We start from the raw sequence: 24,786 nt of genomic DNA on the forward strand, positions 1-24,786 counted from the left end.
CGTTGCGGCGACGGGATGCTGTGCGCAACGCGCGGCTTCAGTCGACCGAAATGCCCGCCAGGCGATCGAGCGCTTCCGCGTACTTCGCGCGCGTCTTCTCGATGACCTCGGGCGGCAGCACCGGGCCCGGGGGCGTCTTGTCCCAGCCGATCGCTTCCAGGTAGTCGCGCACGAACTGTTTGTCGTAGCTCCGCGGGCTGGTGCCGACTTCGTAGGAATCGGCCGGCCAGTAGCGCGATGAATCGGGCGTCAGCATCTCGTCCATGACGTAGAGGCGGCCGTCAGCGTCGGTGCCGAACTCGAACTTGGTGTCGGCGAGCAGGATGCCGCGCTGCGCGGCGTAGTCCGCGGCGTAGGCGTAGAGGCGCAGCGTGGCGTCGCGCACGGCTTCGGCGAGCTCGGCGCCGCACAGACGCACGGCGGCGTCGAAGTCGATGTTCTCGTCGTGGTCGCCGACGGCGGCCGTGGTCGACGGGGTGAAGATCGGCTCGGCGAGCTTCTCGGCCTGACGCAGGCCGTCGGGCAGGGGGATGCCGGAGACGCGGCCGGTGCGCTGGTAGTCCTTCCAGCCGCTGCCGAGGAGGTAGCCGCGCGCGATGCATTCGATCGGCACGGGCTTGAGTCGGCGCGTCACGACGGCGCGCTTCGCATAGAGCGATGGGTCGACACCGTCCGGCAGCACGCTCGCGACGTCGATGCCGGTCAGGTGGTTGGGGACGATGTGCGCCGTCTTGCCGAACCAGAAATTGCTGATCTGGCAGAGCATCTCGCCCTTGCCGGGGATCGGGTCGGGCAGCACGACGTCGAACGCACTGAGGCGATCGGTGGCGACGATGAGGAGATGGTCGCCATCGCGCGCTGCGCCGTCGGGCAGGCGATCGGCCGGCACGTCGAACACGTCGCGGACCTTGCCGCGGTGGCGCAGGGGGAGCCCGGGAAGATCGGACGTCAGCAACGAATGGCGCATGGGCCTGTCGTGGGCACAGCCGCCTGACGGCGGCGGGCCGGGCAGTGTACGCCGGCCGCCGTCGTGCTGCAGGTACACTGCCGGCCCCGATCCCGGCGTCCGACGGCCCCGTGCGCACCACCCGCTGGTACGGCAAATTGCTGGGCTTCTTCGCCGGTGCCGCGCTGCTCCGGGCCGAGCCGCCGCTGGGTGCGCTGCTGGGCCTGCTGATCGGCCACGCGTTCGATGCCGACTGGTTCCGCCTGCGCGACGACCCCTACCGCGTGCTGCGGGTGCCCGACGACGCCAGCGAAGCCGACATCGACCAGGCCTATCGCCGGCTGATGTCGCAATACCACCCGGACAAATTCGCCACCGCCGCGCCCGAGCTGCGCCGCCGCGCCGAGATCAAGGCGCGCGAGATCAACACCGCGTACGACCGCATCCAGGCGCTGCGCAAGCCGCGCCGCTGACGAGAACCGCCATGCAATCGACCGTCATCGCCCCGTCCATCCTGTCCGCCAACTTCGCGAAGCTCGGCGGTGAGGCGGGGCTTTCGGGACTTGCCCCTAAGGCAAGTCACGCCGCCGAACGCACGGCCGCAGGCCGGGCCGTACTCGCCAGTGAGAATCCATGATGCAAACGACCGTTATTGCGCCCTCCATCCTCTCGGCGAACTTCGCCAAGCTCGGCGAGGAAGTGGACAACGTGCTGAAGGCCGGCGCCGACTGGGTCCACTTCGACGTCATGGACAACCATTACGTGCCGAACCTCACCATCGGCCCGCTGGTGTGCGAAGCGTTGCGCAAGCACGGCGTCACCGCGCCGATCGACGTGCACCTGATGGTCGAACCGGTCGATCGCATCGTGCCGGACTTCGCCAAGGCCGGCGCGTCGATGATCACCTTCCATCCGGAAGCGAGTCGCCACGTGCATCGCACCGTGCAGCTGATCAAGTCGCACGGTTGCCAGGCGGGCGTGGTGCTGAATCCGGCGACGCCGGTCGAAGTGCTCGACTACGTGCTCGCAGACATCGACATGGTGCTGCTGATGTCGGTGAATCCGGGCTTCGGCGGGCAGGCGTTCATTCCCTCGGCGCTCGACAAGCTGCGTCGCGTGCGTTCGATGATCGATGCGAGCGGTCGCGCGGTGCGTCTGGAGATCGATGGCGGCGTCAAGGCCGACAACATCGGCGAGATCGCGGCGGCGGGCGCGGACACGTTCGTCGCCGGTTCGGCGATCTTCAACGCGCCGGACTACGCCGACGTGATCGGCCGCATGAAGGCCGCGGTGGACGACGCGCGTCGTCGCTGAAAATAAGAAGGCCGGCGCCCTGCAAGAGGCACCGGCCGGGAATGATTGAGGCGTCCTGCCTCGTCCGTCGTCCCTGCGATGGCCTCCCATGCTCCGGGTCCGCGATGACATGCGAATGACAACCGCGTGCGTGATGTATGAATTGTTCGGAGTTCGAGGCATTTCGCACCGGCGCGGGTCAGCGGCTATAGTCGCGACCATGAACCGTCACGCGCACCTGCATGTCCTCGCCACGGGTTGGCGATGGTGGCCCTGAGCCACCGTCGTCCATCGCACCCGTCGTCTTTCCGAGGAAACACCGCGTGACATCGCTCGACTCGTTCAACCAGCAGGCCGCTGCCGGCCACACCCGTATTCCCGTCGTGCGCGAGGTGCTGTCCGACCTCGATACGCCGCTGTCCGTGTATCTCAAGCTCGCGGACGGGCCGCATACGTATCTCTTCGAGTCCGTCGAAGGCGGCGAGCGCTTCGGCCGCTATTCGATCATCGGCCTGCCGGCGCGACGCGTGTATGCGTTCGCCGGCAACCTGCTGGTGGTGACCGAGGACGGCGAGCTCGTCGAGTCGCGCACGGTCGACGACCCGTTCGCCGAAGTCGAAGCGCTGCGCAGTGCGCATTCGGTGCCGAAAATCGAGGGACTTCCCGGTTTCACCGGCGGCCTCGTCGGCTGGTTCGGCTTCGAATGCATCGATTACATCGAGCCGCGCCTCGCGGCGAGCGGGCGCGGCAAGACCGACGAGCTCGGCACGCCCGACATCCTGCTGATGCTCAGCGAGGAAGTCGCGGTGTTCGACAATCTCAAGGGCCGGCTGTACCTCATCGTGCACGCCGATCCGTCGCAGCCGCATGCGTTCGCGCGTGCGAACCGGCGCCTCGACGAACTCACCCATCGGCTACGCCAAGGCGGCCCCGGCTATCCCGAAACGCTGCACGCCGCGGCGCTCGACGAAGCCGACTTCGTATCCGGCTTCACCCGCGAAGGCTTCATCGCCGCGGTGGAAAAGTCCAAGGACTACATCCGCGCCGGCGACATTTTCCAGGTCGTGCTGAGCCAGCGCCTGTCGGTACCGTTCAAGGCGCGGCCGGTCGATGTGTATCGCGCGCTGCGTGCGCTGAATCCGTCGCCGTACATGTACTTCCTCGACGTCGGCGAGATGCAGGTGGTCGGCAGTTCGCCGGAAATCCTCGTGCGCCTGGAGGACGGCAACGTCACCGTGCGACCGATCGCCGGCACGCGTCGCCGCGGTGCGACGCCCGAGGAAGACGCCGCGCTCGAAGCCGAGCTTCTGGCGGATCCCAAGGAACGCGCCGAGCACCTGATGCTCATCGACCTCGGGCGCAACGACGTCGGCCGCGTCAGCGAAGCCGGCACGGTCGAAGTCGGCGAACAGTTCGTGATCGAACGCTACAGCCACGTCATGCACATCGTCAGCGAAGTGACGGGGCGTCTGAAGGAAGGTTTGAGTTACGCCGACGTGCTGCGTGCGACGTTCCCCGCCGGCACCGTCAGCGGTGCGCCGAAGATCCGCGCGCTCGAAGTCATCCGCGAACTCGAACCGATCAAGCGCAACGTCTACGCCGGCTCGATCGGCTACATCGGCTGGCACGGCGATGCGGACACGGCCATCGCGATCCGTACTGCCGTCATCCAGGACGGCCGCCTCTACGTGCAGGCGGGCGCGGGCATCGTCTACGACTCCGATCCCGCCGCCGAGTGGGAGGAGACGATGAGCAAGGGTCGCGCGCTGTTCCGGGCGGTGGCACAAGCGGCGCAGGGCCTCTGACGCATTAAGAAAGTTTCATGGGCGGGCCATCGTGCGCGTAGGCGCGCGGGCGCAGGTTGGGTTGGCGGGCGCAGGACGTCCGCCCGAATCGAATCCCACCTGTTCCAGGAGCCCACCATGAAGCTGCGCACCGCTCTGCTCACCGTCGCCCTGACCGCCGTGACCGGCGCCGCGTTCGCCGCGCCGCAGGCGACGCCCGCGACCCCCGCCACGCCGGCGACCCCGGCCGCCCCGGCGAAGTCGACCATGCATCATTCGACCAAGCACCACGCCAAGCATCACCACTCGACCAAGCACCACAGCGCGAAGCACGAGTCGGCGAAGATGGAAAAGGCCGAGGAGGCCAAGGAAGCCGCGTCGAAGAAGTGATCGACCGCTCGACGAAAAAGCCCCGCTTCGGCGGGGCTTTTTTGTGGGCGCGCTTCATTACCGAACTTTCAGTCCCTCGCCATCGCCGCGCCAAGCGCCGCGGCGCAATCTGGATTCCGAGGCGGCATCGACCGCCGGCCATCGCACCATCACTCGTCGAGAGGAAGACCACCATGAACATCCGCACCGCTCTGCTCGCCCTAGCTGCCGTCGCGTTCACCGGCTCGGCGTTCGCCGCTGCGCCGGCACCGGCCCCGGCCAAGACCGAAACCAAGGCCGCCGCCGCGGCCCCGGCGAAGGCCGCCCCGGCCAAGGCTGCGCCGGCCAAGACCGTCGCGAAGGCCGCTCCCGCCAAGGCCGCCCCGGCCAAGGACGCGAAGAAGCCGGCCGCGAAGAAGGACGAGAAGAAGACCGGCTGATCGAGCCCGGCGTCCCCCGGCCCCGGAAACCCCCCCGGGACCGCGATACCCCGCCGGTTCCCCCGGCGGGGTATCTTTTTTCCCGACACGCGAACTGCCTGCCATGCGCATCCTCCTCGTCGAAGACGACCCGCACACCGCCGCGTTCATCGCCAAGGGCCTACGCGAGGACGGGCACGCGGTCGACCACGCCGACAACGGCCGCGACGGCCTGTTCATGGCGACCACCGAGGCCTACGACGCGCTCGTACTCGATCGCATGCTGCCGGGCCTCGACGGCCTCACGCTGCTCAAGACCGTCCGCGGCGCGGGCAGCCAGGTCCCGGTGCTGCTGCTCACCGCGCTCGGCGATGTCGACCATCGCGTCGAAGGCCTGCGCGCCGGTGCCGACGACTACCTCGTCAAGCCGTTTGCATATTCCGAGCTCAGCGCACGCCTGGATTCGATCGCGCGTCGCGGCGCGTCCGGCGGCAGCGAGCCGACCAAGCTGCGCGTCGCGGATCTCGAGCTCGACCTGCTGAGTCGCGAAGCGCGACGCGGCGAGAAGCGCATCGAACTGCAGCCGCGCGAATTCCGCCTGCTCGAATACCTCATGAAGCAGGCCGAACGCGTGGTGACGCGCACGATGCTGCTCGAAGCCGTGTGGGACTATCACTTCGATCCGCAGACCAACGTCATCGACGTGCACATCAGCCGCCTGCGCCAGAAGATCGACGCCGGCTTTCCCAAGCCGCTGCTGCACACCGTGCGCGGCGCCGGCTATCGCCTCGGCACCTGACGCGTGATCGCGCTGACGCGATCGACCAGCGCGCGGCTCGCGATCGCGGTCACGCTGTCGTTCTTCGTCGCGTTCGTGGTGCTCGGCGTCGGCGTGCGGTTCGCGGTATCGACACTGCTCGATGGCGACACCCGCGACGTGGTGCGCGCCGACGAAGCCGGCCTGCTCGAAATCGCGCGCGACGACGGACGCCACGACTTCATCGAGGAAGTGCGCAGTCGCGTCGAATCCGACGACGACGCGGCCGTCTACGGACTGTTCGATGCCGCGGGGCGTCGCATCGCCGGGCCGCTCGCGCATCTGCCCGCGCCACACAATCCGCGCGGCTGGGTCGAGTTCGCGCAGAGCGATGACGGCGGCGACGTGCGCGTCATCACACACCAGCATCGCTTTCGCGACGGCCTGACGCTCGTCACCGGCCAGCGCACGCGGTCGCAGGATCGATTCCTCGCGCTGATGTTGCGCACCGCGCTCGCCGCTGCGCTGGTGGCGGCCACGCTCGGAGGACTCATCGGTTGGCTGACGTCGCGTTGGGTGTCGCGGCGCCTGAGCGATCTCGACGAAACCGCCGAGCGCGTGGGTGACGGCGAACTCGGGCTGCGCGCGCCCGTCGATGGCAGCGATGACGCGTTCGATAGGTTGTCGCGACGCTTCAACGCGATGCTCGACCGCATCGAAGACCTGCTCGGCGGTGTGCGCCACGCGACCGACCACATCGCACACGACCTGCGCACGCCGCTGACGCGCCTGCGCAACCGTCTCGAGGAGGCGCGTCACCGCGACGACGAGGCCCGCACACGCGCGCTCGACGCCGCGCTCGTCGAAACCGACCAGCTGCTGCAGGCGTTCGGCGCACTGCTGCGCCTTGCCCGCATCGAAGCGCAGCCGGCGGTCGCGGATGAGCCGGTGCTCGACCTCGCCGAACTCGTCGACGACGCCGCGGAGCTCTACACGCCGAGCGCGCTGGAACGCGGCCTCGACCTCGAATCGCATGCCGTCTCGTCCCGCGTGCGCGGCGATCGCGACCAACTGTTCCAGGTGATCGTCAACCTTCTCGACAACGCGCTGAAGTACGCACCGGAAGGCAGCCGTGTGCGCATCGAATTGTCGCGCGACGACGGCAGTGCACTGCTGCGCGTCGACGATGAAGGGCCGGGCGTGCCCGAGTCCGAACGCGAGCGCGTGTTCGATCGGTTCCAGCGTCTGGAGACGCATCGAGGCTCGCCGGGCATCGGCCTCGGCCTGAGTCTGGTGCGTGCGATCGTGCTGCGCCACGGGGGACAGGTGCGACTCGTCGATCGCGGCCCGGGTCTGGGTGTGTGCATCAACCTGCCGCTTGCGGGCTGAGTACGCGCCGCGTCAATCGGCGATGCGCCACGTGTTCGAATAGACGTTCATCTGCTCGCCGCGCACGAACGCCACCAGCGTGATGCCGCTGCGTTCGGCGAGATCGATCGCGAGCGTCGTCGGCGCGGAAATCACCGCGACCACGCCCATCCCGGCGCAGGCCGCCTTGTGTACGAGTTCGTACGAGGCGCGCGAACTCAGCGCGAGGAAACCCGATGGACGCGCAGTTCGGGCGAGCGCGCCGACCAGCTTGTCCAGCGCGTTGTGCCGGCCGACATCCTCGCGTACGAGAAGGTCGCGCCCGGATACCCACGCCGCAGCGTGCACACCGCCACTCTCGCGATTGAGCGGTTGCGCCTCCTGGAGGCGACGCATGCCGTCGACGATATCGGTCGCACGCACGCGCGTGTCGTCGCGCACCGCCGGCGGCTCCCGCAGCGTCTGCTGCAGCGATTCGAGCCCGCAGAGCCCGCAGCCGCTGGCGCCGGCGAGATGCCGCCTGCGCGACGCCAATCGGTCGAAACAGTCCTGCGACACGGCGAGTTCGAGCGCGATGCCCTGCGTGCTGCGTTGCACGTCGACGAGCCGTAGCTGCGACGCCTCGTCGACGATGCCTTCGTTCAGCGAGAAGCCGAGCGCGAAATCGTCGAGATCGGCGGGCGTCGCGAGCATCACCGCATGCGCGAGGCCGTTGTAGGCGAACGCGATCGGCTGTTCGGCGATGACGGCATCGTCGAACGCGTGGCGGCCGGCACCATCGACCCGCAACGCGGCACGGCGACCCAACGCGTCGGAAGGCAGCCCGCTCACGCGGCGACGGTGCCGGCCGCGCTCGGCGTCAGCCGCACGTCGATGGCCTTTGACGTCGGCGTGCCCGCGCGCTCGGCCACGCTGTCGAGCGGCACCAGCGGATTGGTTTCGGGGAAGTAGCTCGCGAGGCAGCCGTCGGGAATGTCGTACTCGACCAGCGTGAAGCCGCGAACGGTACGTTCGCCGTCGTGCCAGACCGACGTGATGTCGACCAGCTGCCCCGACTGCAGGCCATGCTTGGCGAGATCGCGCGCATTGATGAAGCAGACGCGGCGCAGGCCGAGCACGCCGCGATAGCGGTCGTCGAGGCCGTAGATCGTCGTGTTGTACTGGTCGTGCGAGCGCACGGTCATCAGCTTGAACGGCGTGATGTTCGCGTCGTCCTGCAACGCGTGTACGAAGAACCCCGCGCGGCCGCTCGCGGTCGGAAACGCGCGCTCGCGGCCGGGATGGTGCAGGTGGAAACCACCGGGACGACGAACGCGTGCATTGAAGGCTTCGAAGCCCGGCACCACGCGCTCGATGCGCTCGCGGATGCGGTCGTAATGCGACACCAGCTCCATCCACGGCACCACGCTGTGCGGCAGCGTTGCCACGGCGAGATGCGCGACGATCGCCGGCTCCGACATCAGGTGCTCCGACGCCGGCGCCTTCAGGCCGGACGAGAGATGCACCATGCTCATCGAGTCCTCGACGCTCACCGCCTGGCGTCCGCCCGCCTGCTCGTCGATCTCGCTGCGTCCGAGGCAGGCGAGGATGTAGGCCTCGCGCCCGTGCACGAGATGCGATCGATTGAGCTTGGTCGACACATGCACGGTGAGATCGCATCGACGCAGCGCCTCGGCGGTGCGCGCGGTATCGGGGGTCGCGGCGGCGAAGTTGCCGCCCATCGCGAACAGCACCTTCGCGCGGCCGTCGAGCATCGCTTCGATGCCGGATACGACGTCGTGCCCATCCGCGCGCGGCGGTTCGAACCCGAACTCGGCCTGCAGCGCATCGAGGAAAGCTGTCGACGGCTTCTCGTAGATGCCCATCGTGCGATCGCCCTGCACGTTGGAATGTCCGCGCACGGGGCATGGCCCGGCGCCGGGCTTGCCGATGTTGCCCTTGAGCAGCAGCACCGCCATCAGCATCTGGATCGTCGCCACGCTGCGGCGATGCTGGGTGATGCCCATGCCCCAGCAGAAGATCGTGGCGTTGCTGGCGTCGTAGATGGCTGCAGCCTCTTCCAGCTGCGCGCGCGTCAGGCGCGACTGCGCTTCGATCAGCGGCCACGACTGCGCGGCGAGATGCGCGGCGAACGCGTCGAAGCCGGTCGTGTAGGTCGCGATGAAGTCGTGGTCGAGCGTGCCGCGCTCGACCAGCGCCTTTGCGACGCCCGTCAGCGCGGCGAGATCGCCGCCGATGCGCGGCGTGTAGTAGTCGGTCGCGATCTTCGTGCTGCCGCCCGTGAGCATCTCGGTCGGGCTCTGCGGATGCGCGAAGCGCTCCAGCCCGCGCTCGCGCAACGGGTTGAACACGACGATGCGGCAGCCGCGGCGCGCGGCCTCGCGCAGCTCGCCGAGCATGCGCGGATGATTCGTGCCGGGGTTCTGGCCGAAGATGAAAATTGCTTCGGCGTGTTCGAAATCCTCGAGCAGCACCGAGCCCTTGCCGCTGCCGATCTGCTCGGTGAGCGCGACGCCCGATGCCTCGTGGCAGAGATTCGAGCAGTCGGGCAGGTTGTTGGTGCCGTACTCGCGCACGAACAGCTGGTAGAGGAACGCCGCTTCGTTCGACGTTCGACCCGACGTGTAGAACAGCGCCTCGTCCGGGCTGGCCAAACCGTTCAGGTGCTCGGCGATGCGCGCGAATGCCTCGTCCCACGCGACGGGTACGTAGCGATCGCTCGCAGCGTCGTAGCGCATGGGCTCGGTCAGTCGGCCCTGCGCTTCGAGCCAGTGATCGGTCTGCGCGGCGAGTTCGGTGACCGTGTGCTGCGCGAAGAAGTCGCGCGTGACGCGATGCGCCGTCGCCTCGGCCGCCACGGCTTTGACCCCGTTCTCGCAGAACTCGAAGGTCGAGTTCGGATTGCGATCGGGCCAGGCGCAGCCGGGGCAGTCGAAGCCGTCGTCCTGGTTCGTGCGCAGCAGCGCCCGCGTGCCGCCCGCGACGATCCCTTCCTCGCGCAGCGCCTGCCACGAGCGGCGCAGCGAGTCCCAGCCGCCGGCCGGTCGCGTATAGGGCTTGAAGGTGCGGTCGGTCATGGCGGCGATCGTCGAACGGACGGTGATTTAAGCATCCGGCGCGCGACCTGGCTGCATCGTGCGCGCGTCGCGCCACGGCGGGCGCGACGTTCCATCCGCGCGGTCGCGCCGCCCGCGGCGAGCCGGTACAGTAGGCGCATGCACCGCCGCGCGACCCTCCCGTTCCCGCATGCCGACGCCGCTTGGCGATGGTGGCCCCGCGCCATCGTCCGTCCTGCCCCGTCGCCGTCCGAGGAACACGCGCGTGCCGTTCGCTCCACGTCCTGATTCGAATCCCGCCTACCTTGCCCTGATCGACCGCCTCGCTGCGGCCGGCCAACGCGCAGCCGTGGGGACTGGACAACGATGGCGACGAACCGCATGCGGTTTCGTCGACCTCGCTGACCCCTATTACGTGGATTGACCCATGCTGTTGATGATCGACAACTACGACAGCTTTACCTGGAACCTCGTGCAGTACCTGCAGTCGCTCGGGGCCGAGGTGAAGGTGGTGCGCAACGACGAGCTGTCGGTCGCGGAGATCGATGCGCTCGCGCCGGAACGCATCGTGATTTCGCCGGGCCCGTGCACGCCGAACGAGGCGGGCGTCTGCGTCGACGTCATCCGCGAACTCGGGCCGCGCATTCCGACGCTCGGCGTCTGCCTCGGCCACCAGTCGATCGGTCAGGCCTACGGCGGCGACGTGGTGCGTGCGAAGACGATCATGCACGGCAAGACCTCGCGCATCCGGCATGAAGGGCAGGGCGTGTTCGCCGGCCTGCCGGACGCCTACGAAGCGACCCGCTATCACTCGCTCGTCGTCGCGAAGGGCACGCTGCCCGCATCGCTCGAAATCACCGCGTGGACGGAAGATGACGCGGGCGGCTTCGACGAGATCATGGGGCTGCGCCATCGCGAGCACCCGGTCGAAGGCGTGCAGTTTCATCCCGAATCCATCCTCACGCAGCACGGTCATGCGCTGCTGAAGAACTTCCTGGAGCGCTGACGATGCCGATCACGCCCCAGCAGGCGCTGCAGCGCACGATCGAGCACCGCGAGATCTTCCACGACGAGATGGTCGAGCTGATGCGCATGATCATGCGCGGCGAGGTCAGCCCGACGATGACGTCGGCCATCCTCACGGGCCTGCGCGTCAAGAAGGAAACCGTCGGCGAGATCGCCGGCGCCGCGCAGGTGATGCGCGAGTTCGCGATGCCGGTCGACGTCGCCGACCGCACGCACATGGTCGACATCGTCGGCACCGGCGGCGACGGCGCGAGCACGTTCAACATCTCGACGGCGAGCATGTTCGTGGTTGCGGCGGCGGGCGCGAAGGTCGCCAAGCACGGCGGCCGCAGCGTGTCCTCCAGTTCGGGCAGTGCGGACGTGCTGGAGTCGCTCGGTGCGCATATCGAGCTGCAGCCGGCGCAGGTCGCGCAGTGCATCGAACGCACTGGCATCGGCTTCATGTTCGCGCCGCTGCACCACCCGGCGATGAAGGTCGTCGCGCCTGTGCGTCGCGAGATGGGTGTGCGCACGTTGTTCAACATCCTCGGGCCGCTCACAAACCCCGCGGGCGCGCCGAACATTTTGCTCGGCGTGTTCCATCCCGACCTCGTCGGCATCCAGGTGCGTGTGCTGCAGGAGCTCGGTGCGCAGCGCGCGATGGTCGTCTGGGGCCGCGACGGCATGGACGAACTCTCGCTCGGTGCGTCCACGCTGGTCGGGGAACTGCGTGACGGTGTGGTGCGCGAGTACGAGGTGCATCCGGAAGACTTCGGTATCGCGATGGCCGCGAGCCGCAATCTGAAAGTCGCCGATGCGATGGAATCGCGCGCGATGCTGATGCTCGCACTCGACGACACACCCGGCCTGCCGCGCGAGATCGTCGCGCTCAATGCCGGTGCCGCGCTGTATGTCGCCGGTCTCGCCGAATCCGTCGCCGACGGCATCGCGCTGGCGCGTCGCACGATCGCGTCGGGCGCGGCGCGCGACAAGCTGCACGAATTCGTCGCGACGACGAAGGAGTTGGCCGGATGAGCACGGGATTCGCCAAGACGCCGGCGCCGCCGTACTGGCTGGTGTCGTTCACCTCGCAGCGCAACGACGTCAGTGCCGACGCCTATGGCGAAGCGGCCGAACGCATGATCGCGCTGGCGGCGACGCAGCCGGGTTTCCTCGGCGTGGAGTCGGTGCGTGGCGACGACGGCTTCGGCATCACGCTGTCGTACTGGAAGGACGAGGCGTCGATCGCCGCGTGGCGCCAGCATGCGGAACACACACCGGTGCGCGAGTACGGTCGCGCCCACTGGTACGACCATTTCGAAGTGCGCGTCGCCAAGGTCGAGCGCGCCTACGGACTCAGGACTCATCGATGAGCGACATCCTCGCCACCATCCTCGCGCGCAAGCACGAGGAGGTCGAACAGCGCAGTCGCGTGCGCTCGCTTGCGGATCTCAGGGCGCGTGCAGCCGACATGCCGCCTCCGCGCGGCTTCGTGGACGCGATCCGCGCGAAGCACGCGGCCGGATTGCCCGCGGTCATCGCCGAAGCGAAGAAGGCGAGCCCGTCGAAGGGGCTGATCCGTCCGGATTTCGATCCCGCCGAAATCGCACGCAGTTACGAAGCCGGCGGCGCAGCCTGCCTGTCGGTGCTGACCGATGTCGACGTCTTCCAGGGCAGCAACCTGTATCTCGGCCTCGCGCATCGCGCGTGCTCGCTGCCGCTGCTGCGCAAGGATTTCACCGTCGACCCGTATCAGGTCTACGAGGCGCGTTTCATCGGCGCCGACGCGATCCTGCTGATCGTCGCCGCGCTGGAGGATGGCCCACTGGTCGAGATGGCGAACCTCGCGCACGAGCTCGGCATGGACGTGCTCGTCGAAGTGCACGACATCGACGAACTCGAGCGTGCGCTGCAGACCGATTGCCCGCTGATCGGCGTCAACAACCGCAACCTGCGCACGTTCGAGGTGTCGCTCGACACCACGCTCGAACTCAAACAGGCGGTGCCGACCGATCGCATCCTCGTCACGGAGAGCGGCATCGCGACGACCGCAGATGTCGCGAAGATGCGCAGCGCCGGTGTCGAGACCTTCCTCGTCGGCGAGAGCTTCATGCGCGAGAAGGATCCGGGCGCGGCCCTGCAGCGGTTGTTCGCATGACGCTGGACGCGCCGCGCTATCCGTCGCCCGCGAGCGACGCGCCGCTGATCGTGTTCGATTTCGACCACACGCTCTACGACGGCGACTCGGGCAGTCATCTCTTCGCATGGCTGATCCGGCGAAGCGCGTGGCGCATGCTGCTCGCGCTGCTGATCGCGTCGATCGCCGGGCCGATGATCGCGTTCCTGCCGACGCGTCGGCACGGCATCGGCGCGTTCGCGTGGGCGGGCACGGTGTTCGAGCGCGAGTCGTTCGACGCGCTGATCGATCGCTACGTCGCCGAAAACGTCGACGGCATCCGCGCGCGTCTTCTTCCAGTGGCGCTCGACGTCTTCCATCGCCATCGCCTCGCCGGCGACAACGTCGTCGTCGCGACCGGCGCACCACCGCGCCTCGCGCGCGCCATCCTCGCGTTTGCCGCGCATGAGGACGTGCCGGTCATCGGCACCGAAGTCGAACGCGTGTTCGGCGGCATCCGCGCGGCACGTCATTGCCACCATGCGATGAAGATGACGATGCTGCGCGACGCCGGGTTCCGCGGCGACATCGCCGCCGCCTATTCCGACAGCACCGCCGACCTGCCATTGCTGCAGGCGGCACGGCGTCCCGTCGTCGTCAATCCGAAGGAAAAGGGCGTCGCGTTCTTCCGCGAGCGCCTGCCCCCGGGAACGCCCATGCTCAACTGGGGTTGCCCGGGCCGCGCCGGCGACGCGGTGTCCGCCGACGCCTGAGGCGTTCGCTCAGCGCGATCGCCCGTCGAACGGCACGCGCTCGATCGTGTCGAGGTCGACGTCTTCGAGGCAACGCACATTGATCGCGGCCATCGCCTGGCCGGTCGGCCCGGTGCCGCGACCGAACGGCTGGCAGCCGCACGCCGGGCAGAACAGGTGCTGGATCACGTGCTTGTTGAAGCGGTATTCGCTTAACGACGCTTCGCCTTTTTCGACGTGCAGCGCATCGCGCGGCACGAACCACAGCAGCATGCCCTTGCGCTGGCAGTGCGAGCAGTTGCACTCGATCACGCGGTCGATCGTGCCGTCGACGCGATAGGCGACCGCGCCGCAGTGACAGCTTCCCGTATGCATGACGTCTCCTCGGGCGACGCGAAGTGCGGTCGCGATGCGGTGGAAGTTGGTGTCAGTCGCCGAGCAGCTTGGCGAAATGCAGCGAGGCGTCGCTGTAGCCGCAACCTCGGTAGAAGGACTGCGCGCTGTCGCGGCTCGAGGCGGTCGTCACTTCGATGCGCGCGGCACCTGCCTGACGCGCGATCGATTCGACCTCGCGCAGCAGCCGGCGGCCGACGCCTTGGCGCTCGCACTCCGGCATGACGACCAGCGCGGTGATGCGCGCCTGCTCGGCGCCGCGGGCGAGGGAGTAACGCAGTTCCAGCCCGGCCAGCCCGCAGGCGTGGCCGCCGATCTCGGCGAGCAGCAGCCGCTGGCGCGGATCGGCGAGCACGACCGTGATGCGCTCGGCCGCTTCGTCGCGGTTGCAGGGGTAGCCCAGTACTTCGAGGAGGTGGGCGACGTCGCTGGCGTCGCCGATCCGCGCGTCACGCACGCGGATCCCGTCGGGCGCCTCCTCGTAGAGGCCCATCGTTCAGCGGGTACCGTAGAGGACGACGGTCTTGCCGCGGGCGTGGAGCAGGCCGTCGGCCTGGAGCTTCTTGAGGACGCGGCCGGCCATTTCGCGCGAGCAGCCGACCAGGCGCGACAGCTCCTGGCGCGACACGCGGATCTGCGTGCCCTGCGGATGGCTCATCGCCTCCGGCTCCTTGGCCAGGTCGTGCAGGGTGCGCACGATGCGGTCGGTGACGTCGAGGAAGGCCAGGCGGCCGGCCTTGCGCGAGGTGTCGAGCAGGCGGCGGGAGATCTGGGCGCCGATCGAATAGAGCAACTTGGGCGCGTCGGTCGACAGCCGGGTCATCAGCAGGTCGTAGAAGCGCTCGTGGCCGATCTCGGCCAGTTCGGTCGCGGTGCGGGTCCGCAGCGTGACCTCGCGCTTGTCGCTCTCGATGAACAGGCCCATCTCACCGACGAACTGGCCCGGGCCGAAGTAGCCGAGGACCAGCTCCCGGCCGTCCTCTTCCTCGTTGATGATGCTGACCGAGCCGGAGATGACGTAGTACAGCGTCGTTGCGGCGTCGCCCGGGCGGAAGACATCGGTGCGGGACGGATAGCGACGGCGGTGGCAGTGCGCCAGGAACCGGTCGATCGCCGCTTGATCGGGCATCAACGGGCTCTGCGGACGACGCGCCGTGTGCTGGTGAGCCAGGTCGGGGGACATGGGCAGGATCCAGAGGAATTAACCGACTATATAGACCATCACGGGGAAAGGGCCAATCCCGTCACTGATTGCTTTTGCCCACCGTTCCAGCCCCGATCGCATGGCGTTGCCGGGTGTTCGTTCCCCCATCACCCCGCTTGCCCCATAATTCCGCGCCTTCGTCCAACCACCGGGATCCACGCACGTGGTCAAGCCACTGCCGCGCCTGCGGCTCCAGGGATTCAACAACCTGACCAAGGCGCTGTCGTTCAACATCTACGACATCTCCTATGCCGCGTCCGAGGACGAGCGTCAGCGGTATATCCAGTACATCGATGAGGCGTACAACGCGGACCGGCTGACGCAGATCCTGACGGACGTCGCCGAGATCATCGGCGCCAACATCCTCAACATCGCGCGCCAGGACTACGACCCGCAGGGTGCGTCGGTGACGATCCTCATTTCCGAGGAGCCCGTCATCGACAAGCGCGACGCCGGCAAGGAGCTGATCTCCGACGCCGTGGTCGCGCACATGGACAAGTCGCACATCACGGTGCACACGTATCCGGAAACGCATCCGGACAACGGCATCGCGACGTTCCGCGCCGACATCGACGTCGCGACCTGCGGCGTGATTTCGCCGCTGAAGGCGTTGAACTACCTGATCGAGAGCTTCGAATCCGACATCGTGATCATGGACTACCGCGTCCGTGGCTTCACGCGCGACATCAAGGGCAAGAAGCACTTCATCGACCACAAGATCAATTCGATCCAGGACTACCTGGCGAAGAACATCCGCAATCGTTACGAGATGCTCGACGTCAACGTCTACCAGGAAAACATCTTCCACACGAAGATGCACCTGAAGGAATTCGACCTCGACACCTACCTGTTCGAAGAGAAGGCGAAGAACCTCTCGTTCAAGGACCGGATGAAGATCGAGGCGCGCCTCAAGCGCGAAATCGAAGAGCTCTACCACGGCCGCAACCTCGTCGACTGACGGGGGCGACCGAAACGAAAAGGCCGGCGTAATCGCCGGCCTTTTTCATTGCCCGATGTGTTTGGGTCACACGCGATAGGCGACCGTCTTCATCACCTTCGACGCCGCCGCCATCAGCTGCGGAATCGGCATCGGCAGCACGCGTGCACCCGCGGCTTCCGCGTTGTCGGCGTGGCGCGCTTCGTCGTCCTTCATCACCTCGAGGATCGCGCGGCTGCGCACGTCGGCCGGCGGCAGCGACGACAGGTGTTCGTCGATGTGCGCTTCGACCTGGCGTTCGGTCTCGACGACGAAGCCGAGATTCCACCCGTCGCCGCGCAGGCCGGCGGCGAGGCCGATCGCGTACGAGCCGGCGTACCACAGCGGGTTGAGCAGGCTCGGCTTACTGTCGAGTTCGCGCAGTCGCTCGGCGCACCAGGCGAGGTGATCGGTTTCCTCCTGCGCGGCGTGCAGCAGGTGATCGCGTGTGCGCGCATCGCGGGCGACCGACGCCTGGCCGACGTACAGCGCCTGCGCGCAAACCTCGCCGACGTGGTTGATGCGCATCAAGCCGGCGGCGTGTCGGCGTTCGGCATCGTCCAGGACGATATCGGCGTGATGCTCGGAGGGATTCGCGCGCAGCGCCGGCGGATCGCCCGCCACGGTTTCCAGTGCGCGCTGTGCGGTGTCGATCCAGCGATCGAGCGGCGAAAGGCGTCGGGTCTGCATGCGCGCAGTCTACTGCGGCGCTGCATCGGCCCCGTCGAGATGGTCCGCCAGGAACTCGAGCGGATGACGGACGGGCAAGGTCGTGCCGTTCGCAAGGTGCAGGCGGCAGCCGATGTTCGCGCTCAGGATCTCGCGCACATCAGTCGCCTCGGCCTGCGCGACGAGCGGCGCGCGGAACGACGCGGCGCGTTCGGCGTCGGTGAGCATCGCGGTGCCGGCTGCGCCGCAGCAACCGAAGCCGGCGTCGAGATCGATGACGTCGAGCTGCGGCACGCGGGAGAGCAGGCGTCGCAGTGCGGGGCTGCTGCGCACGACGTTGCGCTGCGTGCACGGCAGATGGAGTGCAACGCGCGCCGTTGCGGGGCGGAAATGCAGGCGATCGGCATGTCGCGCGAGCAATTCGATGGCATCGATCGTTTCGGTCGACGCGGGGAGCGCGGCGGCGATTGAATCATGGCAGCCGCTCGCCAGCGTCACGACGAGCGGGGCGTCTGCGAAGGCATTCGCGTTCGTGCGGGCGAGTTCGGTTGCGGTATCCGTCGCGCCGGCGTGCGCGTGCAGTGCGCCGCAACAGGTTTGGTTCTTGGGAATGGCGAGGTCGATATGGCAGGCCGCGAGCAGTCGCCGCAGCGCATCGCGGGTCGTCGCTTCATATGTGCGTGCGACGCAACCCACGAAGAGGGCCGCGCGCGTCCGGGTCGGCGCGGAGGATTGAGGCGATGCCTTGCGACCCGGAGCACTGACGGGGCGTGGCAGCGGTCGCAGCGCTGCGGGCAACATCGAGTACGTCAGGCGATAGATTGTCAGCAGAACCGACAGCGCGCGCGGACGCCGGGCCAGCGCCTCGATCGCCCGCTGAGGCCAGCTGGCGCCGCGGCGCTCGCGTTGGCGGGTCCGAGCCGCCTGCAGAAGTGCTCCGTACCGCACCCCGGCCGGACACACTGCCTCGCAACTTCGGCATGCGAGGCAGTGATCAAGGTGGCCATCGCCTGCGGGCGTCGGCTCCAGCGCGTCGAGCGCCCAGCCCCGCGCGAGCGCGATGCGGCCTCGCGGCGACTCGGTCTCCAGCCGGTCCCGCCGGTAGGTGGGGCAGGCCGGCAGGCACAGGCCGCACTGCACGCACTGGTCGGCCAGCGCGACCAGCGGGTCGGCCGAGGGCGGTCGGGGCAGGGGCATGGCGGGCGATGCTAGCGCGGTCTTGACGCGGCTTGCACGCGCTGGCCGGGGCCGCTAGAATTCCGCTTCTTTGTTCGCGGGACTCCGGTCCCCCACAACGCGCGGCGAAGTTCGGACGCCTTCCGGCGCTCCCAATCAGCCCGACCAGGCACCCACCAAGAGTTTTGTCATGAAGACCTTTATCGCCAAGTCCGAGACCGTCCAGCGCGACTGGTATCTCGTCGACGCCTCCGGCAAGACCCTGGGCCGTCTGGCCTCGGAGCTCGCCCGCCGTCTGCGCGGCAAGCACAAGCCCGTCTACACCCCGCACGTCGACACCGGCGACTACCTCGTCGTCGTGAACGCCGACAAGATCGCGGTGACCGGCAACAAGCTGGCCGACAAGAAGTACCACCGTTTCACCGGCTACGTCGGCAACCTGAAGACCGAGACCCTCTCGCAGGCGCTTGAGCGCCATCCGGAGCGCGTCATCGAGATCGCCGTCAAGGGCATGCTGCCGAAGGGCCCGCTGGGCCGCGCGATGTATCGCAAGCTCAAGGTCTACAAGGGTGCCGAGCACCCGCACGCCGCGCAGCAGCCGCAGCCGCTCGATATCTAAGGTCCGACGAACATGGCAACCCAGCAGAATTACGGCACCGGCCGCCGCAAGTCCTCCACCGCCCGCGTGTTCCTGCGCAAGGGCACGGGGCAGATCACTGTCAACCAGCGTCCGCTGGACGAGTTCTTCGGCCGCGAGACGGCGCGCATGATCGTGCGCCAGCCGCTCGAGCTGACGAAGTCGAGCGAGCAGTTCGACGTGATCGTGACCGTCGCCGGCGGCGGCATCACCGGCCAGGCCGGTGCGATCCGTCTCGGCATCGCGCGCGCTCTGGTCGAGTACGACGAAGGCCTGAAGGGCGACCTGCGCCGCGCCGGCTTCATGACGCGCGACGCCCGTGAGGTCGAGCGTAAGAAGGTCGGTCTGCACAAGGCCCGCCGCGCCACGCAGTTCTCGAAGCGCTAATCGCGTTTCACCGGATGCTGGCGGTCTTGCCGTCAGCATCCATCGCGGTAAAATTCGCGACATAGCCCCGTCGCCAAGCGGTAAGGCACCTGACTCTGACTCAGGCATTCGGTGGTTCGAATCCATCCGGGGCTGCCATACACCGACCGGTTCACCGGTCACCCGAAGACCCGCCGCGTGCGGGTCTTCGCGTTTTCGGGACAGGAGCCGCCATGGTCGCCCGCTTTCCGCCGCCGGTCGTGCCGCTCGAGATCGCCGGCGAACGTCTGCGCGAACGCGGCTATGCGGTGATCGAGCCGGATTCGATCGCGACGCTCGCATCGTCGAACGTCGACGCCCTGCAGACGCTCGCGCCGACGTGGGACGCGCTGCCACCCGACACCTACCTGCGAGATGGCGGACGCTACCGTCATCGCCGGCATTCTTGCTTCGTCGTCGAAGGCGATGCGATCCAGCTGGCGCCTCATCGCGCGCACTGGCAACCGCTCGACTACAACGCACTGCACGGCGGCATGCATCGCTGGTTCGAGCCGATCGAATCCGATGTCGCGAACGACCCCGCATTCGGTGGACTGCTGCGCGGCCTCGGTGCCCTGTTCGCGACGATTCGTCCGGAGCCGCGTTGGTACGTCGAAGCGCACCAGTTCCGTATCGACACCGCCGGTGGTGTCGGTCGTCCCACGCCGGAAGGCGCGCATCGCGACGGCGTCGACTTCGTCGCCGTGGTGCTGGTCGGGCGACACGGCATCAAGGGTGGCGAGACGCGCGTGTTCGACGCGAACGGCCCCGCGGGCGAGCGCTTCACGCTGGACGCGCCGTGGTCCGCGCTATTGCTCGACGACACCCGCGTGATCCACGAATCGACGCCGATCCAGCCGGACGACGGACGCGACACGCCCGGCCATCGCGACACGCTCGTTCTCACCTATCGCGCACGAGCATTCCAGGGCGACGACTGATCGCGACGCCACAGCTCCGGAAGCGACGGTTACAATTGAAACCATCGCGCCGCGGGCGCCGATCTCTGGAGCATCCGATGAAGCTGGGATCCCTCAAGGAAGGCGGCCGCGACGGCACGCTGATCGTCGTCTCGCGCGACCTGAGCCGCGCCGTGCGCGCGGACGGCATCGCGCCGACGATGCAGCGTGCGCTCGAGGACTGGTCGAACACGGCGCCGCGCCTCAATGCGCTGTACGAAGCGCTCAATGCCGGCACTGCCGACGGCGCGTTCGACGTCGACTTCGCCCAGCTCGCCGCGCCGCTGCCGCGCGCCTACGAATTCGTCGACGGCTCGGCCTATCTGCCGCACGTGGAGCGCGTGCGTCGCGCCCGCGGTGCCGAAGTGCCGGCGAGCTTCTACGTCGATCCGCTCATGTACCAGGCGACGAGCGCCGGCTTCTACGGCCCTCGCGACGCCGTGCGCGTGCCGAGCGAGAGCTACGGCATCGACCTCGAAGCCGAAGTCGTAGTGATCACGGACGACGTGCCGATGGCGGCGACGCCCGAGGAAGCGGCCGGCCACATCCAGCTCGTCGGTCTGGTGAACGACGTTTCGCTGCGCAACCTGATTCCGGACGAGCTCGCCAAGGGCTTCGGCTTCCTGCAGTCCAAGCCGCGCTCGGCGCTGAGCCCGGTGTTCGTCACGCCGGACGAGCTCGGCGACGCCTGGCAGGGCAACAAGGTGCATCGTCCGCTGGTGACCCACATCAACGGCCAGTGGTTCGGCGCGCCCGAGGCGGGCGTCGACATGCAGTTCGACTTCGCCCAGCTCGTCGCCCACGCGGCGAAGACGCGCCCGCTGTCGGCCGGCACGATCGTCGGCTCGGGCACGGTGGCGAACCAGGACACCTCGCTCGGCGCCTCGTGCTTCGCCGAGAAGCGCACGGTCGAAACGCTCGAGCACGGTAAGCCGTCGACGCCGTTCATGAGCTTCGGCGACACCGTCCATATCGAGATGCTCGACGCCGACGGCCGCAGCATCTTCGGCGCGATCGAGCAGCGCATCGAAGCCCATACCCGCTGACCGGCGACGGACGGTGCACCGCCGGCACGCCGCCTTCGCGGCGGCCGGTTAAGGTGGGCGCCCGTCCTTCGTGGAGACGTGCCGTGAGCGAGCCGCTGCGCCTCTACTCCTACTGGCGATCCAGCGCCGCTTACCGCGTGCGCATCGGCCTCGCGCTGAAGGAACTGCCGTACGAGATCGTGCCCGTGCACCTCCTGCGCGATGGCGGCGAGCAGCACACCGACACGTACCGCGAAACGAATCCGCAGGAACTCGTGCCGGTGCTGCAGCACGGCGTGCGGCTGTATCGCCAGTCGATGGCGATTCTCGAATACCTCGACGAGACGTGGCCGGAGCCGCCACTGTTGCCCGCGCTCGCGCGCGACCGTGCACGCGCTCGTGCGCTCGCGCAGCTGATCGCCTGCGACGTGCATCCCCTCAACAACCTGCGCGTGCTGCAGTACCTCGAGCACGAGTGGAATGCGCCGCAGGCCGAGCGCGACGAGTGGGTACGGCACTGGATCGTCAAAGGCCTCGACGCGATGGAAGCGTCGCTGGTCGATCATCCCGCGACCGGCGAGTTCTGCGAGGGCGACGCGCCGACGCTCGCCGACTGCTGCCTGATCCCGCAGCTCTACAACGCGCGGCGCTTCGGCGTCGACGTCGAACGCTGGCCCACGATCGCGCGCATCGAGAAGGCCTGCCTCGCGCTGCCGGCGTTCGACCAGGCGCGGCCGGAGAACCAGCCGGACTGCCCGGAGTCGCAGCGCGCGGCCTGATCGAACGCGATGAAACGAAAACGGCGACCCGAAGGTCGCCGTTTTCGTGTCCAGCATCGTGAGGCGCGATCACATCGCCGGGTTGTACATGTCCGCGTACGGATCGTGCTCGGCACCCGCGCCTTCGGAGAGACGGAACTTGAGCGCGAGGCCGTCGCGCGAGTCGGCCGCACGCAGCGCGCTCTCCATGTCGATCTTGCCTTCCTTGTAGAGGCGGAACAGGCACTGGTCGAAGGTCTCCATGCCGTCCTCCAGCGACTCCTCCATCGCCTGCTTGATCTCGTGCACCTGGCCACGACGCATGAGGTCGCGCACGTGCGGCGTGTTGATCAGCACTTCGGTCGCTGGCAGGCGGCGGCCGTCGACACCGACGACGAGTCGCTGGCTCACCACCGCGCGCAGGTTGAGCGCGAGGTTCATCAGCACGTTCTTGTGCGCCGATTCCGGGAAGAAGTTGAGGATGCGCTCGAGCGTCTGGTCGGCGTTGTTCGAGTGCAGCGTCGCGAGGCAGAGATGGCCGGTTTCGGCGAACGAGATCGCCGCTTCCATCGTCGTCGCGTCGAGGATTTCGCCGATGAGGATGACGTCCGGCGCTTCACGCATCGCGTTCTTCAGCGCGTTGTGGAAGCTGTGCGTGTCGAGGCCGACCTCACGCTGGTTGACGATCGACTTCTTGTGCTTGTGCAGGAACTCGATCGGATCCTCGATGGTGAGGATGTGGCCCGCCATGTTGTTGTTGCGGTGGTCGATCATCGACGCGAGCGTCGTCGACTTGCCCGAGCCGGTGCTGCCGACGATGAGCACGAGACCGCGCGGCGACGTGATGATGTCCTTCAGCGCCGACGGAAGCTGCAACTCCTCGATCGAAGGAATCACGTTCTTGATCGCGCGGATCACCATGCCGACTTCGCCGCGCTGCTTGAACACGTTGACGCGGAAACGCCCGGAATCCGGGATCGCGTACGCCATGTTGAGTTCGAGGTTCGTTTCGAACTCGGGAACCTGGCCTTCGTCCATGAGCGAATACGCGATCTTCTTGACCATGCCCGACGGCAGGCCCGTATTGCCCAGCGGCTGAAGCTTGCCTTCCACCTTGATGTAGACCGGAGCCCCCGTCGTCAGAAACATGTCCGACGCATTCTTCTCCGTCATCAGCTTCAGGAAGTAGCCGATGTCCATGCAGTCTCCTCGTATGGCATGCAGGTTTGCGCCGGTACAGCCGGCATGGCCACAATGACCGCGCGTCCCCAACGCCACGATCCGGGTCCCCAATGCGTCCAAGCTTCGCATATCCGCGCAACGCGCTTTTTGCTGCCGTTCTCACCACGACGATGAGCGGGTGCGCAACGATGCCGCCGCCAACGAGCGAGCTCAGCGCCGCGCAGCAGGCGGTCGCGAGGGCAGGCCAGGCCGATGCGGACCAGTACGCAGGGGCCGAACTCGCCGCCGCGCAACGCGAGTTGTCGCAGGCGCAGGCCGCGATATCGGCCGGTAAGGATGACGATGCGCGCCGCCTCGCCCTGCAGGCCGCGGCCGATGCGGACCTCGCGATCGCGCGCAGCCGGGTCGCCACGGTGACCGCCGCCCGGGCGCAGCGGCAGGCGGAAGTCGCCGAGCTCCAGGCCCGTCTGCAGGTCGAACCGGATGCCGGGGCGTCGCTGCCCGCGGCCCCGGCCGACGCCGTCGGCAACTACGCCGGTCGCCTGCAGATGCTGGCCGCGGATCCGCGTCTTGCCGATACGGCCCAGCTGGAGCGTTCGCTGGCGCAGCAGGCGGTCGACGCGCTGGCGACAGTCAAGGGCAAGCAGCGCCCCGCCGCCGAGGCGCTGGCCGAGCGTCGGGTCCGCGCCGCCGAGCTGGCCGCCTACGCCCAAGCCCTCCAGCGCGACACCGACCGCCTCGAACGCACCTATACCGAACTCCAGCTCGAAGCGACCCGGCGCGACGCCGCTGCCGCCCGCGCGGAGGCCGACCGCCTGCGGATGGAAGCGCAGATGCAGGCCGAGGAGGCCGAGCGCCTCCGCCAGGCCGCTGCCGAGCAGGAGCAGGCCCGCGTCGATGCCGAAACCGCGCTGCAGGGCGCGGCCACCCAGCAGGCCGCCAAGCTCTCCGCCGCCCGGGAAAAGGAGCTCAAGCTCGCCCGCGAGGAGGCCGAACTGGTCGCCGACGCCAAGCTGCCACCGATGAAGCGCGACAGCCGCGGCGAGGTCTTCACGCTCGCCGGCGATGCCTTCGCCTCCGGCCAGGCGACGCTCACGCCGGCCGCCAGCGGCACGCTCAAGGCGCTGGCGCACTACATCGACGTCTCGCGTGCCGCCGCCGTCCGCGTCGACGGCTTCACGGACAACCAGGGCAATGCCGCCGACAACCAGGCGCTGTCCCAGCGACGTGCCGCGGCGGTCCGCCAAACACTTGTGGCGGCCGGGGCGGGCAGTGTCCGAATCGACGTCAGCGGCCATGGCGCGAGCAATCCCGTTGCCGACAACGGCAGCGCCGCCGGCCGCGCGAAGAACCGCCGCGTCGAGATCGTCGTCACGCAGAAATAGCGGCTTTTTAGCGGCTTTAACGGCGTTTTGTCGCCGTCTTCAGGCATGTGACGACCGGCTGTCGGCGTCGTCCTAGTGCTGCTTGCCGCGTTCCGGATGCGGGAGTACGGTCGATTCGTCGGGGCGGTTCGGCCCCGTCGTAACGCCGGGTC

General features: G+C 68.0%; 29 protein-coding genes and 1 tRNA gene. 21 read left to right on the top strand and 9 right to left on the bottom strand.

Features of this window, described 5'->3' with window-relative positions; all coding sequences use genetic code 11:
* Positions 1–37 precede the first annotated feature (37 nt).
* A complete protein-coding gene (locus tag EVS83_RS08265; RefSeq protein ID WP_133500570.1) occupies positions 38–967 on the bottom strand; it encodes a phosphoribosylaminoimidazolesuccinocarboxamide synthase in 930 nt (309 codons plus the stop codon).
* Positions 968–1,077: 110 nt separating this feature from the next.
* Between EVS83_RS08265 and EVS83_RS08270 the strand changes: the two genes are divergently transcribed.
* The 8 genes from EVS83_RS08270 to EVS83_RS08300 all read left to right on the top strand — a co-directional run bounded on the left by EVS83_RS08270 (position 1,078) and on the right by EVS83_RS08300 (position 6,957).
* On the top strand, positions 1,078–1,419 hold the full coding sequence (locus EVS83_RS08270) for a J domain-containing protein (protein WP_133500571.1): 342 nt from the start codon (positions 1,078–1,080) through the stop codon (positions 1,417–1,419).
* An 11-nt stretch (positions 1,420–1,430) separates the two neighbouring features.
* The gene (locus EVS83_RS15645) at positions 1,431–1,583 is read left to right on the top strand and encodes a hypothetical protein (RefSeq protein ID WP_166636844.1); all 153 of its coding nucleotides are present in this window, start codon (positions 1,431–1,433) and stop codon (positions 1,581–1,583) included.
* Positions 1,583–2,260, top strand: coding sequence for a ribulose-phosphate 3-epimerase (rpe, locus tag EVS83_RS08275; protein ID WP_133500638.1), 678 nt, complete (start codon positions 1,583–1,585; stop codon positions 2,258–2,260). The genes EVS83_RS15645 and rpe overlap by 1 nt, the downstream gene beginning before the upstream one ends.
* 302 nt (positions 2,261–2,562) lie before the next feature.
* On the top strand, positions 2,563–4,044 hold the full coding sequence (gene trpE / locus EVS83_RS08280; RefSeq protein ID WP_133500572.1) for an anthranilate synthase component I: 1,482 nt from the start codon (positions 2,563–2,565) through the stop codon (positions 4,042–4,044).
* Between the two features lie 117 nt (positions 4,045–4,161).
* Positions 4,162–4,413, top strand: coding sequence for a hypothetical protein (locus EVS83_RS08285; RefSeq protein WP_133500573.1), 252 nt, complete (start codon positions 4,162–4,164; stop codon positions 4,411–4,413).
* Positions 4,410–4,832, top strand: coding sequence for a hypothetical protein (locus EVS83_RS15650; protein ID WP_166636838.1), 423 nt, complete (start codon positions 4,410–4,412; stop codon positions 4,830–4,832). Before EVS83_RS08285 ends, EVS83_RS15650 begins: the two co-directional genes overlap by 4 nt.
* 103 nt (positions 4,833–4,935) lie before the next feature.
* A complete protein-coding gene (locus tag EVS83_RS08295) occupies positions 4,936–5,610 on the top strand; it encodes a winged helix-turn-helix domain-containing protein (RefSeq protein ID WP_133500574.1) in 675 nt (224 codons plus the stop codon).
* Positions 5,611–5,613: 3 nt separating this feature from the next.
* Positions 5,614–6,957 carry a sensor histidine kinase gene (locus tag EVS83_RS08300; protein ID WP_133500575.1) on the top strand — a complete coding sequence of 448 codons (1,344 nt, stop codon included), beginning with the start codon at positions 5,614–5,616 and terminating at the stop codon, positions 6,955–6,957.
* 12 nt (positions 6,958–6,969) lie between these two features.
* Here the strand turns inward: EVS83_RS08300 and fdhD are convergent, their stop codons facing one another.
* Together fdhD and EVS83_RS08310 are read right to left on the bottom strand one after the other, a co-directional pair.
* Entirely contained in the window at positions 6,970–7,767 is a 798-nt protein-coding gene (gene fdhD / locus EVS83_RS08305; RefSeq protein WP_133500576.1) for a formate dehydrogenase accessory sulfurtransferase FdhD, read from the bottom strand.
* Positions 7,764–10,013: an FdhF/YdeP family oxidoreductase gene (locus EVS83_RS08310; RefSeq protein WP_133500577.1), complete on the bottom strand. Its 2,250-nt coding sequence runs from the start codon at positions 10,011–10,013 to the stop codon at positions 7,764–7,766. The genes fdhD and EVS83_RS08310 overlap by 4 nt, the downstream gene beginning before the upstream one ends.
* Before the next feature lie 406 nt (positions 10,014–10,419).
* On the opposite strand from EVS83_RS08310, the gene EVS83_RS08315 reads away from it, so the two are divergent.
* From EVS83_RS08315 to EVS83_RS08335, 5 genes are read left to right on the top strand one after another with little or no spacing between them, the layout of a single operon-like run.
* Entirely contained in the window at positions 10,420–10,998 is a 579-nt protein-coding gene (locus EVS83_RS08315) for an anthranilate synthase component II (protein ID WP_133500578.1), read from the top strand.
* Positions 10,999–11,000: 2 nt separating this feature from the next.
* Positions 11,001–12,032, top strand: coding sequence for an anthranilate phosphoribosyltransferase (trpD, locus tag EVS83_RS08320; RefSeq protein WP_133500579.1), 1,032 nt, complete (start codon positions 11,001–11,003; stop codon positions 12,030–12,032).
* Positions 12,029–12,370, top strand: coding sequence for an antibiotic biosynthesis monooxygenase family protein (locus EVS83_RS08325; protein WP_133500580.1), 342 nt, complete (start codon positions 12,029–12,031; stop codon positions 12,368–12,370). The genes trpD and EVS83_RS08325 overlap by 4 nt, the downstream gene beginning before the upstream one ends.
* Positions 12,367–13,155 (top strand): indole-3-glycerol phosphate synthase TrpC, encoded by a 789-nt coding sequence (gene trpC / locus EVS83_RS08330; protein ID WP_133500581.1) that lies wholly within the window; start codon positions 12,367–12,369, stop codon positions 13,153–13,155. Before EVS83_RS08325 ends, trpC begins: the two co-directional genes overlap by 4 nt.
* Entirely contained in the window at positions 13,152–13,886 is a 735-nt protein-coding gene (locus EVS83_RS08335; RefSeq protein WP_133500582.1) for a haloacid dehalogenase-like hydrolase, read from the top strand. Before trpC ends, EVS83_RS08335 begins: the two co-directional genes overlap by 4 nt.
* A 9-nt stretch (positions 13,887–13,895) precedes the next feature.
* Here the strand turns inward: EVS83_RS08335 and EVS83_RS08340 are convergent, their stop codons facing one another.
* Genes EVS83_RS08340 through crp form a run of 3 tightly spaced genes read right to left on the bottom strand, consistent with a single transcriptional unit; the run spans position 13,896 to position 15,387 of the window.
* Positions 13,896–14,240, bottom strand: a complete 345-nt coding sequence (locus EVS83_RS08340; RefSeq protein WP_133500583.1) for a GFA family protein — start codon at positions 14,238–14,240, stop codon at positions 13,896–13,898.
* Positions 14,241–14,292: 52 nt separating this feature from the next.
* A complete protein-coding gene (locus tag EVS83_RS08345) occupies positions 14,293–14,751 on the bottom strand; it encodes a GNAT family N-acetyltransferase (RefSeq protein WP_133500584.1) in 459 nt (152 codons plus the stop codon).
* 3 nt (positions 14,752–14,754) lie between these two features.
* Positions 14,755–15,387 (bottom strand): cAMP-activated global transcriptional regulator CRP, encoded by a 633-nt coding sequence (gene crp, locus EVS83_RS08350; RefSeq protein WP_246022826.1) that lies wholly within the window; start codon positions 15,385–15,387, stop codon positions 14,755–14,757.
* Between the two features lie 238 nt (positions 15,388–15,625).
* Between crp and speD the strand changes: the two genes are divergently transcribed.
* A complete protein-coding gene (speD, locus tag EVS83_RS08355) occupies positions 15,626–16,420 on the top strand; it encodes an adenosylmethionine decarboxylase (protein ID WP_133500586.1) in 795 nt (264 codons plus the stop codon).
* Positions 16,421–16,486: 66 nt separating this feature from the next.
* On the opposite strand, the gene coq7 is transcribed toward speD, so the two are convergent.
* Both coq7 and EVS83_RS08365 read right to left on the bottom strand, forming a co-directional pair.
* Positions 16,487–17,128, bottom strand: a complete 642-nt coding sequence (coq7, locus tag EVS83_RS08360; RefSeq protein ID WP_133500587.1) for a 2-polyprenyl-3-methyl-6-methoxy-1,4-benzoquinone monooxygenase — start codon at positions 17,126–17,128, stop codon at positions 16,487–16,489.
* A gap of 9 nt (positions 17,129–17,137) precedes the next feature.
* Positions 17,138–18,304 carry a (Fe-S)-binding protein gene (locus tag EVS83_RS08365; RefSeq protein ID WP_133500588.1) on the bottom strand — a complete coding sequence of 389 codons (1,167 nt, stop codon included), beginning with the start codon at positions 18,302–18,304 and terminating at the stop codon, positions 17,138–17,140.
* Positions 18,305–18,473: 169 nt separating this feature from the next.
* Between EVS83_RS08365 and rplM the strand changes: the two genes are divergently transcribed.
* From rplM to maiA, 6 genes are all read left to right on the top strand, one after another.
* Positions 18,474–18,902: a 50S ribosomal protein L13 gene (gene rplM, locus EVS83_RS08370; protein WP_133500589.1), complete on the top strand. Its 429-nt coding sequence runs from the start codon at positions 18,474–18,476 to the stop codon at positions 18,900–18,902.
* A 12-nt stretch (positions 18,903–18,914) separates the two neighbouring features.
* Positions 18,915–19,307 (top strand): 30S ribosomal protein S9, encoded by a 393-nt coding sequence (rpsI, locus tag EVS83_RS08375; RefSeq protein WP_133500590.1) that lies wholly within the window; start codon positions 18,915–18,917, stop codon positions 19,305–19,307.
* Positions 19,308–19,370: 63 nt separating this feature from the next.
* A tRNA-Gln gene (locus EVS83_RS08380) sits at positions 19,371–19,445 on the top strand.
* A gap of 74 nt (positions 19,446–19,519) precedes the next feature.
* Positions 19,520–20,266: a 2OG-Fe dioxygenase family protein gene (locus EVS83_RS08385; RefSeq protein ID WP_133500591.1), complete on the top strand. Its 747-nt coding sequence runs from the start codon at positions 19,520–19,522 to the stop codon at positions 20,264–20,266.
* Between the two features lie 77 nt (positions 20,267–20,343).
* The gene (locus EVS83_RS08390) at positions 20,344–21,330 is read left to right on the top strand and encodes a fumarylacetoacetate hydrolase family protein (RefSeq protein ID WP_133500592.1); all 987 of its coding nucleotides are present in this window, start codon (positions 20,344–20,346) and stop codon (positions 21,328–21,330) included.
* Positions 21,331–21,413: 83 nt separating this feature from the next.
* Positions 21,414–22,088, top strand: coding sequence for a maleylacetoacetate isomerase (gene maiA / locus EVS83_RS08395; RefSeq protein ID WP_133500593.1), 675 nt, complete (start codon positions 21,414–21,416; stop codon positions 22,086–22,088).
* A gap of 69 nt (positions 22,089–22,157) precedes the next feature.
* Here the strand turns inward: maiA and EVS83_RS08400 are convergent, their stop codons facing one another.
* Positions 22,158–23,267, bottom strand: coding sequence for a PilT/PilU family type 4a pilus ATPase (locus tag EVS83_RS08400; protein ID WP_133500594.1), 1,110 nt, complete (start codon positions 23,265–23,267; stop codon positions 22,158–22,160).
* A gap of 170 nt (positions 23,268–23,437) precedes the next feature.
* On the opposite strand from EVS83_RS08400, the gene EVS83_RS08405 reads away from it, so the two are divergent.
* A complete protein-coding gene (locus EVS83_RS08405; RefSeq protein WP_246022823.1) occupies positions 23,438–24,634 on the top strand; it encodes an OmpA family protein in 1,197 nt (398 codons plus the stop codon).
* Positions 24,635–24,786: the final 152 nt, after the last annotated feature.

Origin of the sequence: Cognatilysobacter terrigena, from assembly GCF_004361065.1 — a bacterium.
Taxonomy (GTDB): Bacteria; Pseudomonadota; Gammaproteobacteria; order Xanthomonadales; family Xanthomonadaceae; genus Cognatilysobacter; species Cognatilysobacter terrigena.

Excerpts from the sequence above, each read along its gene's own strand:
- EVS83_RS08310 (WP_133500577.1), bottom strand. The coding sequence starts at position 10,013 with ATGACCGACCGCACCTTCAAGCCCTATACGCGACCGGCCGGCGGCTGG.
- EVS83_RS08315 (WP_133500578.1), top strand. The coding sequence starts at position 10,420 with ATGCTGTTGATGATCGACAACTACGACAGCTTTACCTGGAACCTCGTG.
- EVS83_RS08400 (WP_133500594.1), bottom strand. The coding sequence starts at position 23,267 with ATGGACATCGGCTACTTCCTGAAGCTGATGACGGAGAAGAATGCGTCG.
- rpe (WP_133500638.1), top strand. The coding sequence starts at position 1,583 with ATGCAAACGACCGTTATTGCGCCCTCCATCCTCTCGGCGAACTTCGCC.
- EVS83_RS08390 (WP_133500592.1), top strand. The coding sequence starts at position 20,344 with ATGAAGCTGGGATCCCTCAAGGAAGGCGGCCGCGACGGCACGCTGATC.
- crp (WP_246022826.1), bottom strand. The coding sequence starts at position 15,387 with ATGCCCGATCAAGCGGCGATCGACCGGTTCCTGGCGCACTGCCACCGC.
- coq7 (WP_133500587.1), bottom strand. The coding sequence starts at position 17,128 with ATGCAGACCCGACGCCTTTCGCCGCTCGATCGCTGGATCGACACCGCA.
- EVS83_RS08340 (WP_133500583.1), bottom strand. The coding sequence starts at position 14,240 with ATGCATACGGGAAGCTGTCACTGCGGCGCGGTCGCCTATCGCGTCGAC.
- EVS83_RS08345 (WP_133500584.1), bottom strand. The coding sequence starts at position 14,751 with ATGGGCCTCTACGAGGAGGCGCCCGACGGGATCCGCGTGCGTGACGCG.
- EVS83_RS08285 (WP_133500573.1), top strand. The coding sequence starts at position 4,162 with ATGAAGCTGCGCACCGCTCTGCTCACCGTCGCCCTGACCGCCGTGACC.
- trpC (WP_133500581.1), top strand. The coding sequence starts at position 12,367 with ATGAGCGACATCCTCGCCACCATCCTCGCGCGCAAGCACGAGGAGGTC.
- EVS83_RS08405 (WP_246022823.1), top strand. The coding sequence starts at position 23,438 with ATGCCGCCGCCAACGAGCGAGCTCAGCGCCGCGCAGCAGGCGGTCGCG.
- rpsI (WP_133500590.1), top strand. The coding sequence starts at position 18,915 with ATGGCAACCCAGCAGAATTACGGCACCGGCCGCCGCAAGTCCTCCACC.
- EVS83_RS08265 (WP_133500570.1), bottom strand. The coding sequence starts at position 967 with ATGCGCCATTCGTTGCTGACGTCCGATCTTCCCGGGCTCCCCCTGCGC.
- rplM (WP_133500589.1), top strand. The coding sequence starts at position 18,474 with ATGAAGACCTTTATCGCCAAGTCCGAGACCGTCCAGCGCGACTGGTAT.
- EVS83_RS08365 (WP_133500588.1), bottom strand. The coding sequence starts at position 18,304 with ATGCCCCTGCCCCGACCGCCCTCGGCCGACCCGCTGGTCGCGCTGGCC.
- EVS83_RS08385 (WP_133500591.1), top strand. The coding sequence starts at position 19,520 with ATGGTCGCCCGCTTTCCGCCGCCGGTCGTGCCGCTCGAGATCGCCGGC.
- EVS83_RS08325 (WP_133500580.1), top strand. The coding sequence starts at position 12,029 with ATGAGCACGGGATTCGCCAAGACGCCGGCGCCGCCGTACTGGCTGGTG.
- trpD (WP_133500579.1), top strand. The coding sequence starts at position 11,001 with ATGCCGATCACGCCCCAGCAGGCGCTGCAGCGCACGATCGAGCACCGC.
- EVS83_RS08335 (WP_133500582.1), top strand. The coding sequence starts at position 13,152 with ATGACGCTGGACGCGCCGCGCTATCCGTCGCCCGCGAGCGACGCGCCG.
- EVS83_RS15645 (WP_166636844.1), top strand. The coding sequence starts at position 1,431 with ATGCAATCGACCGTCATCGCCCCGTCCATCCTGTCCGCCAACTTCGCG.
- EVS83_RS08295 (WP_133500574.1), top strand. The coding sequence starts at position 4,936 with ATGCGCATCCTCCTCGTCGAAGACGACCCGCACACCGCCGCGTTCATC.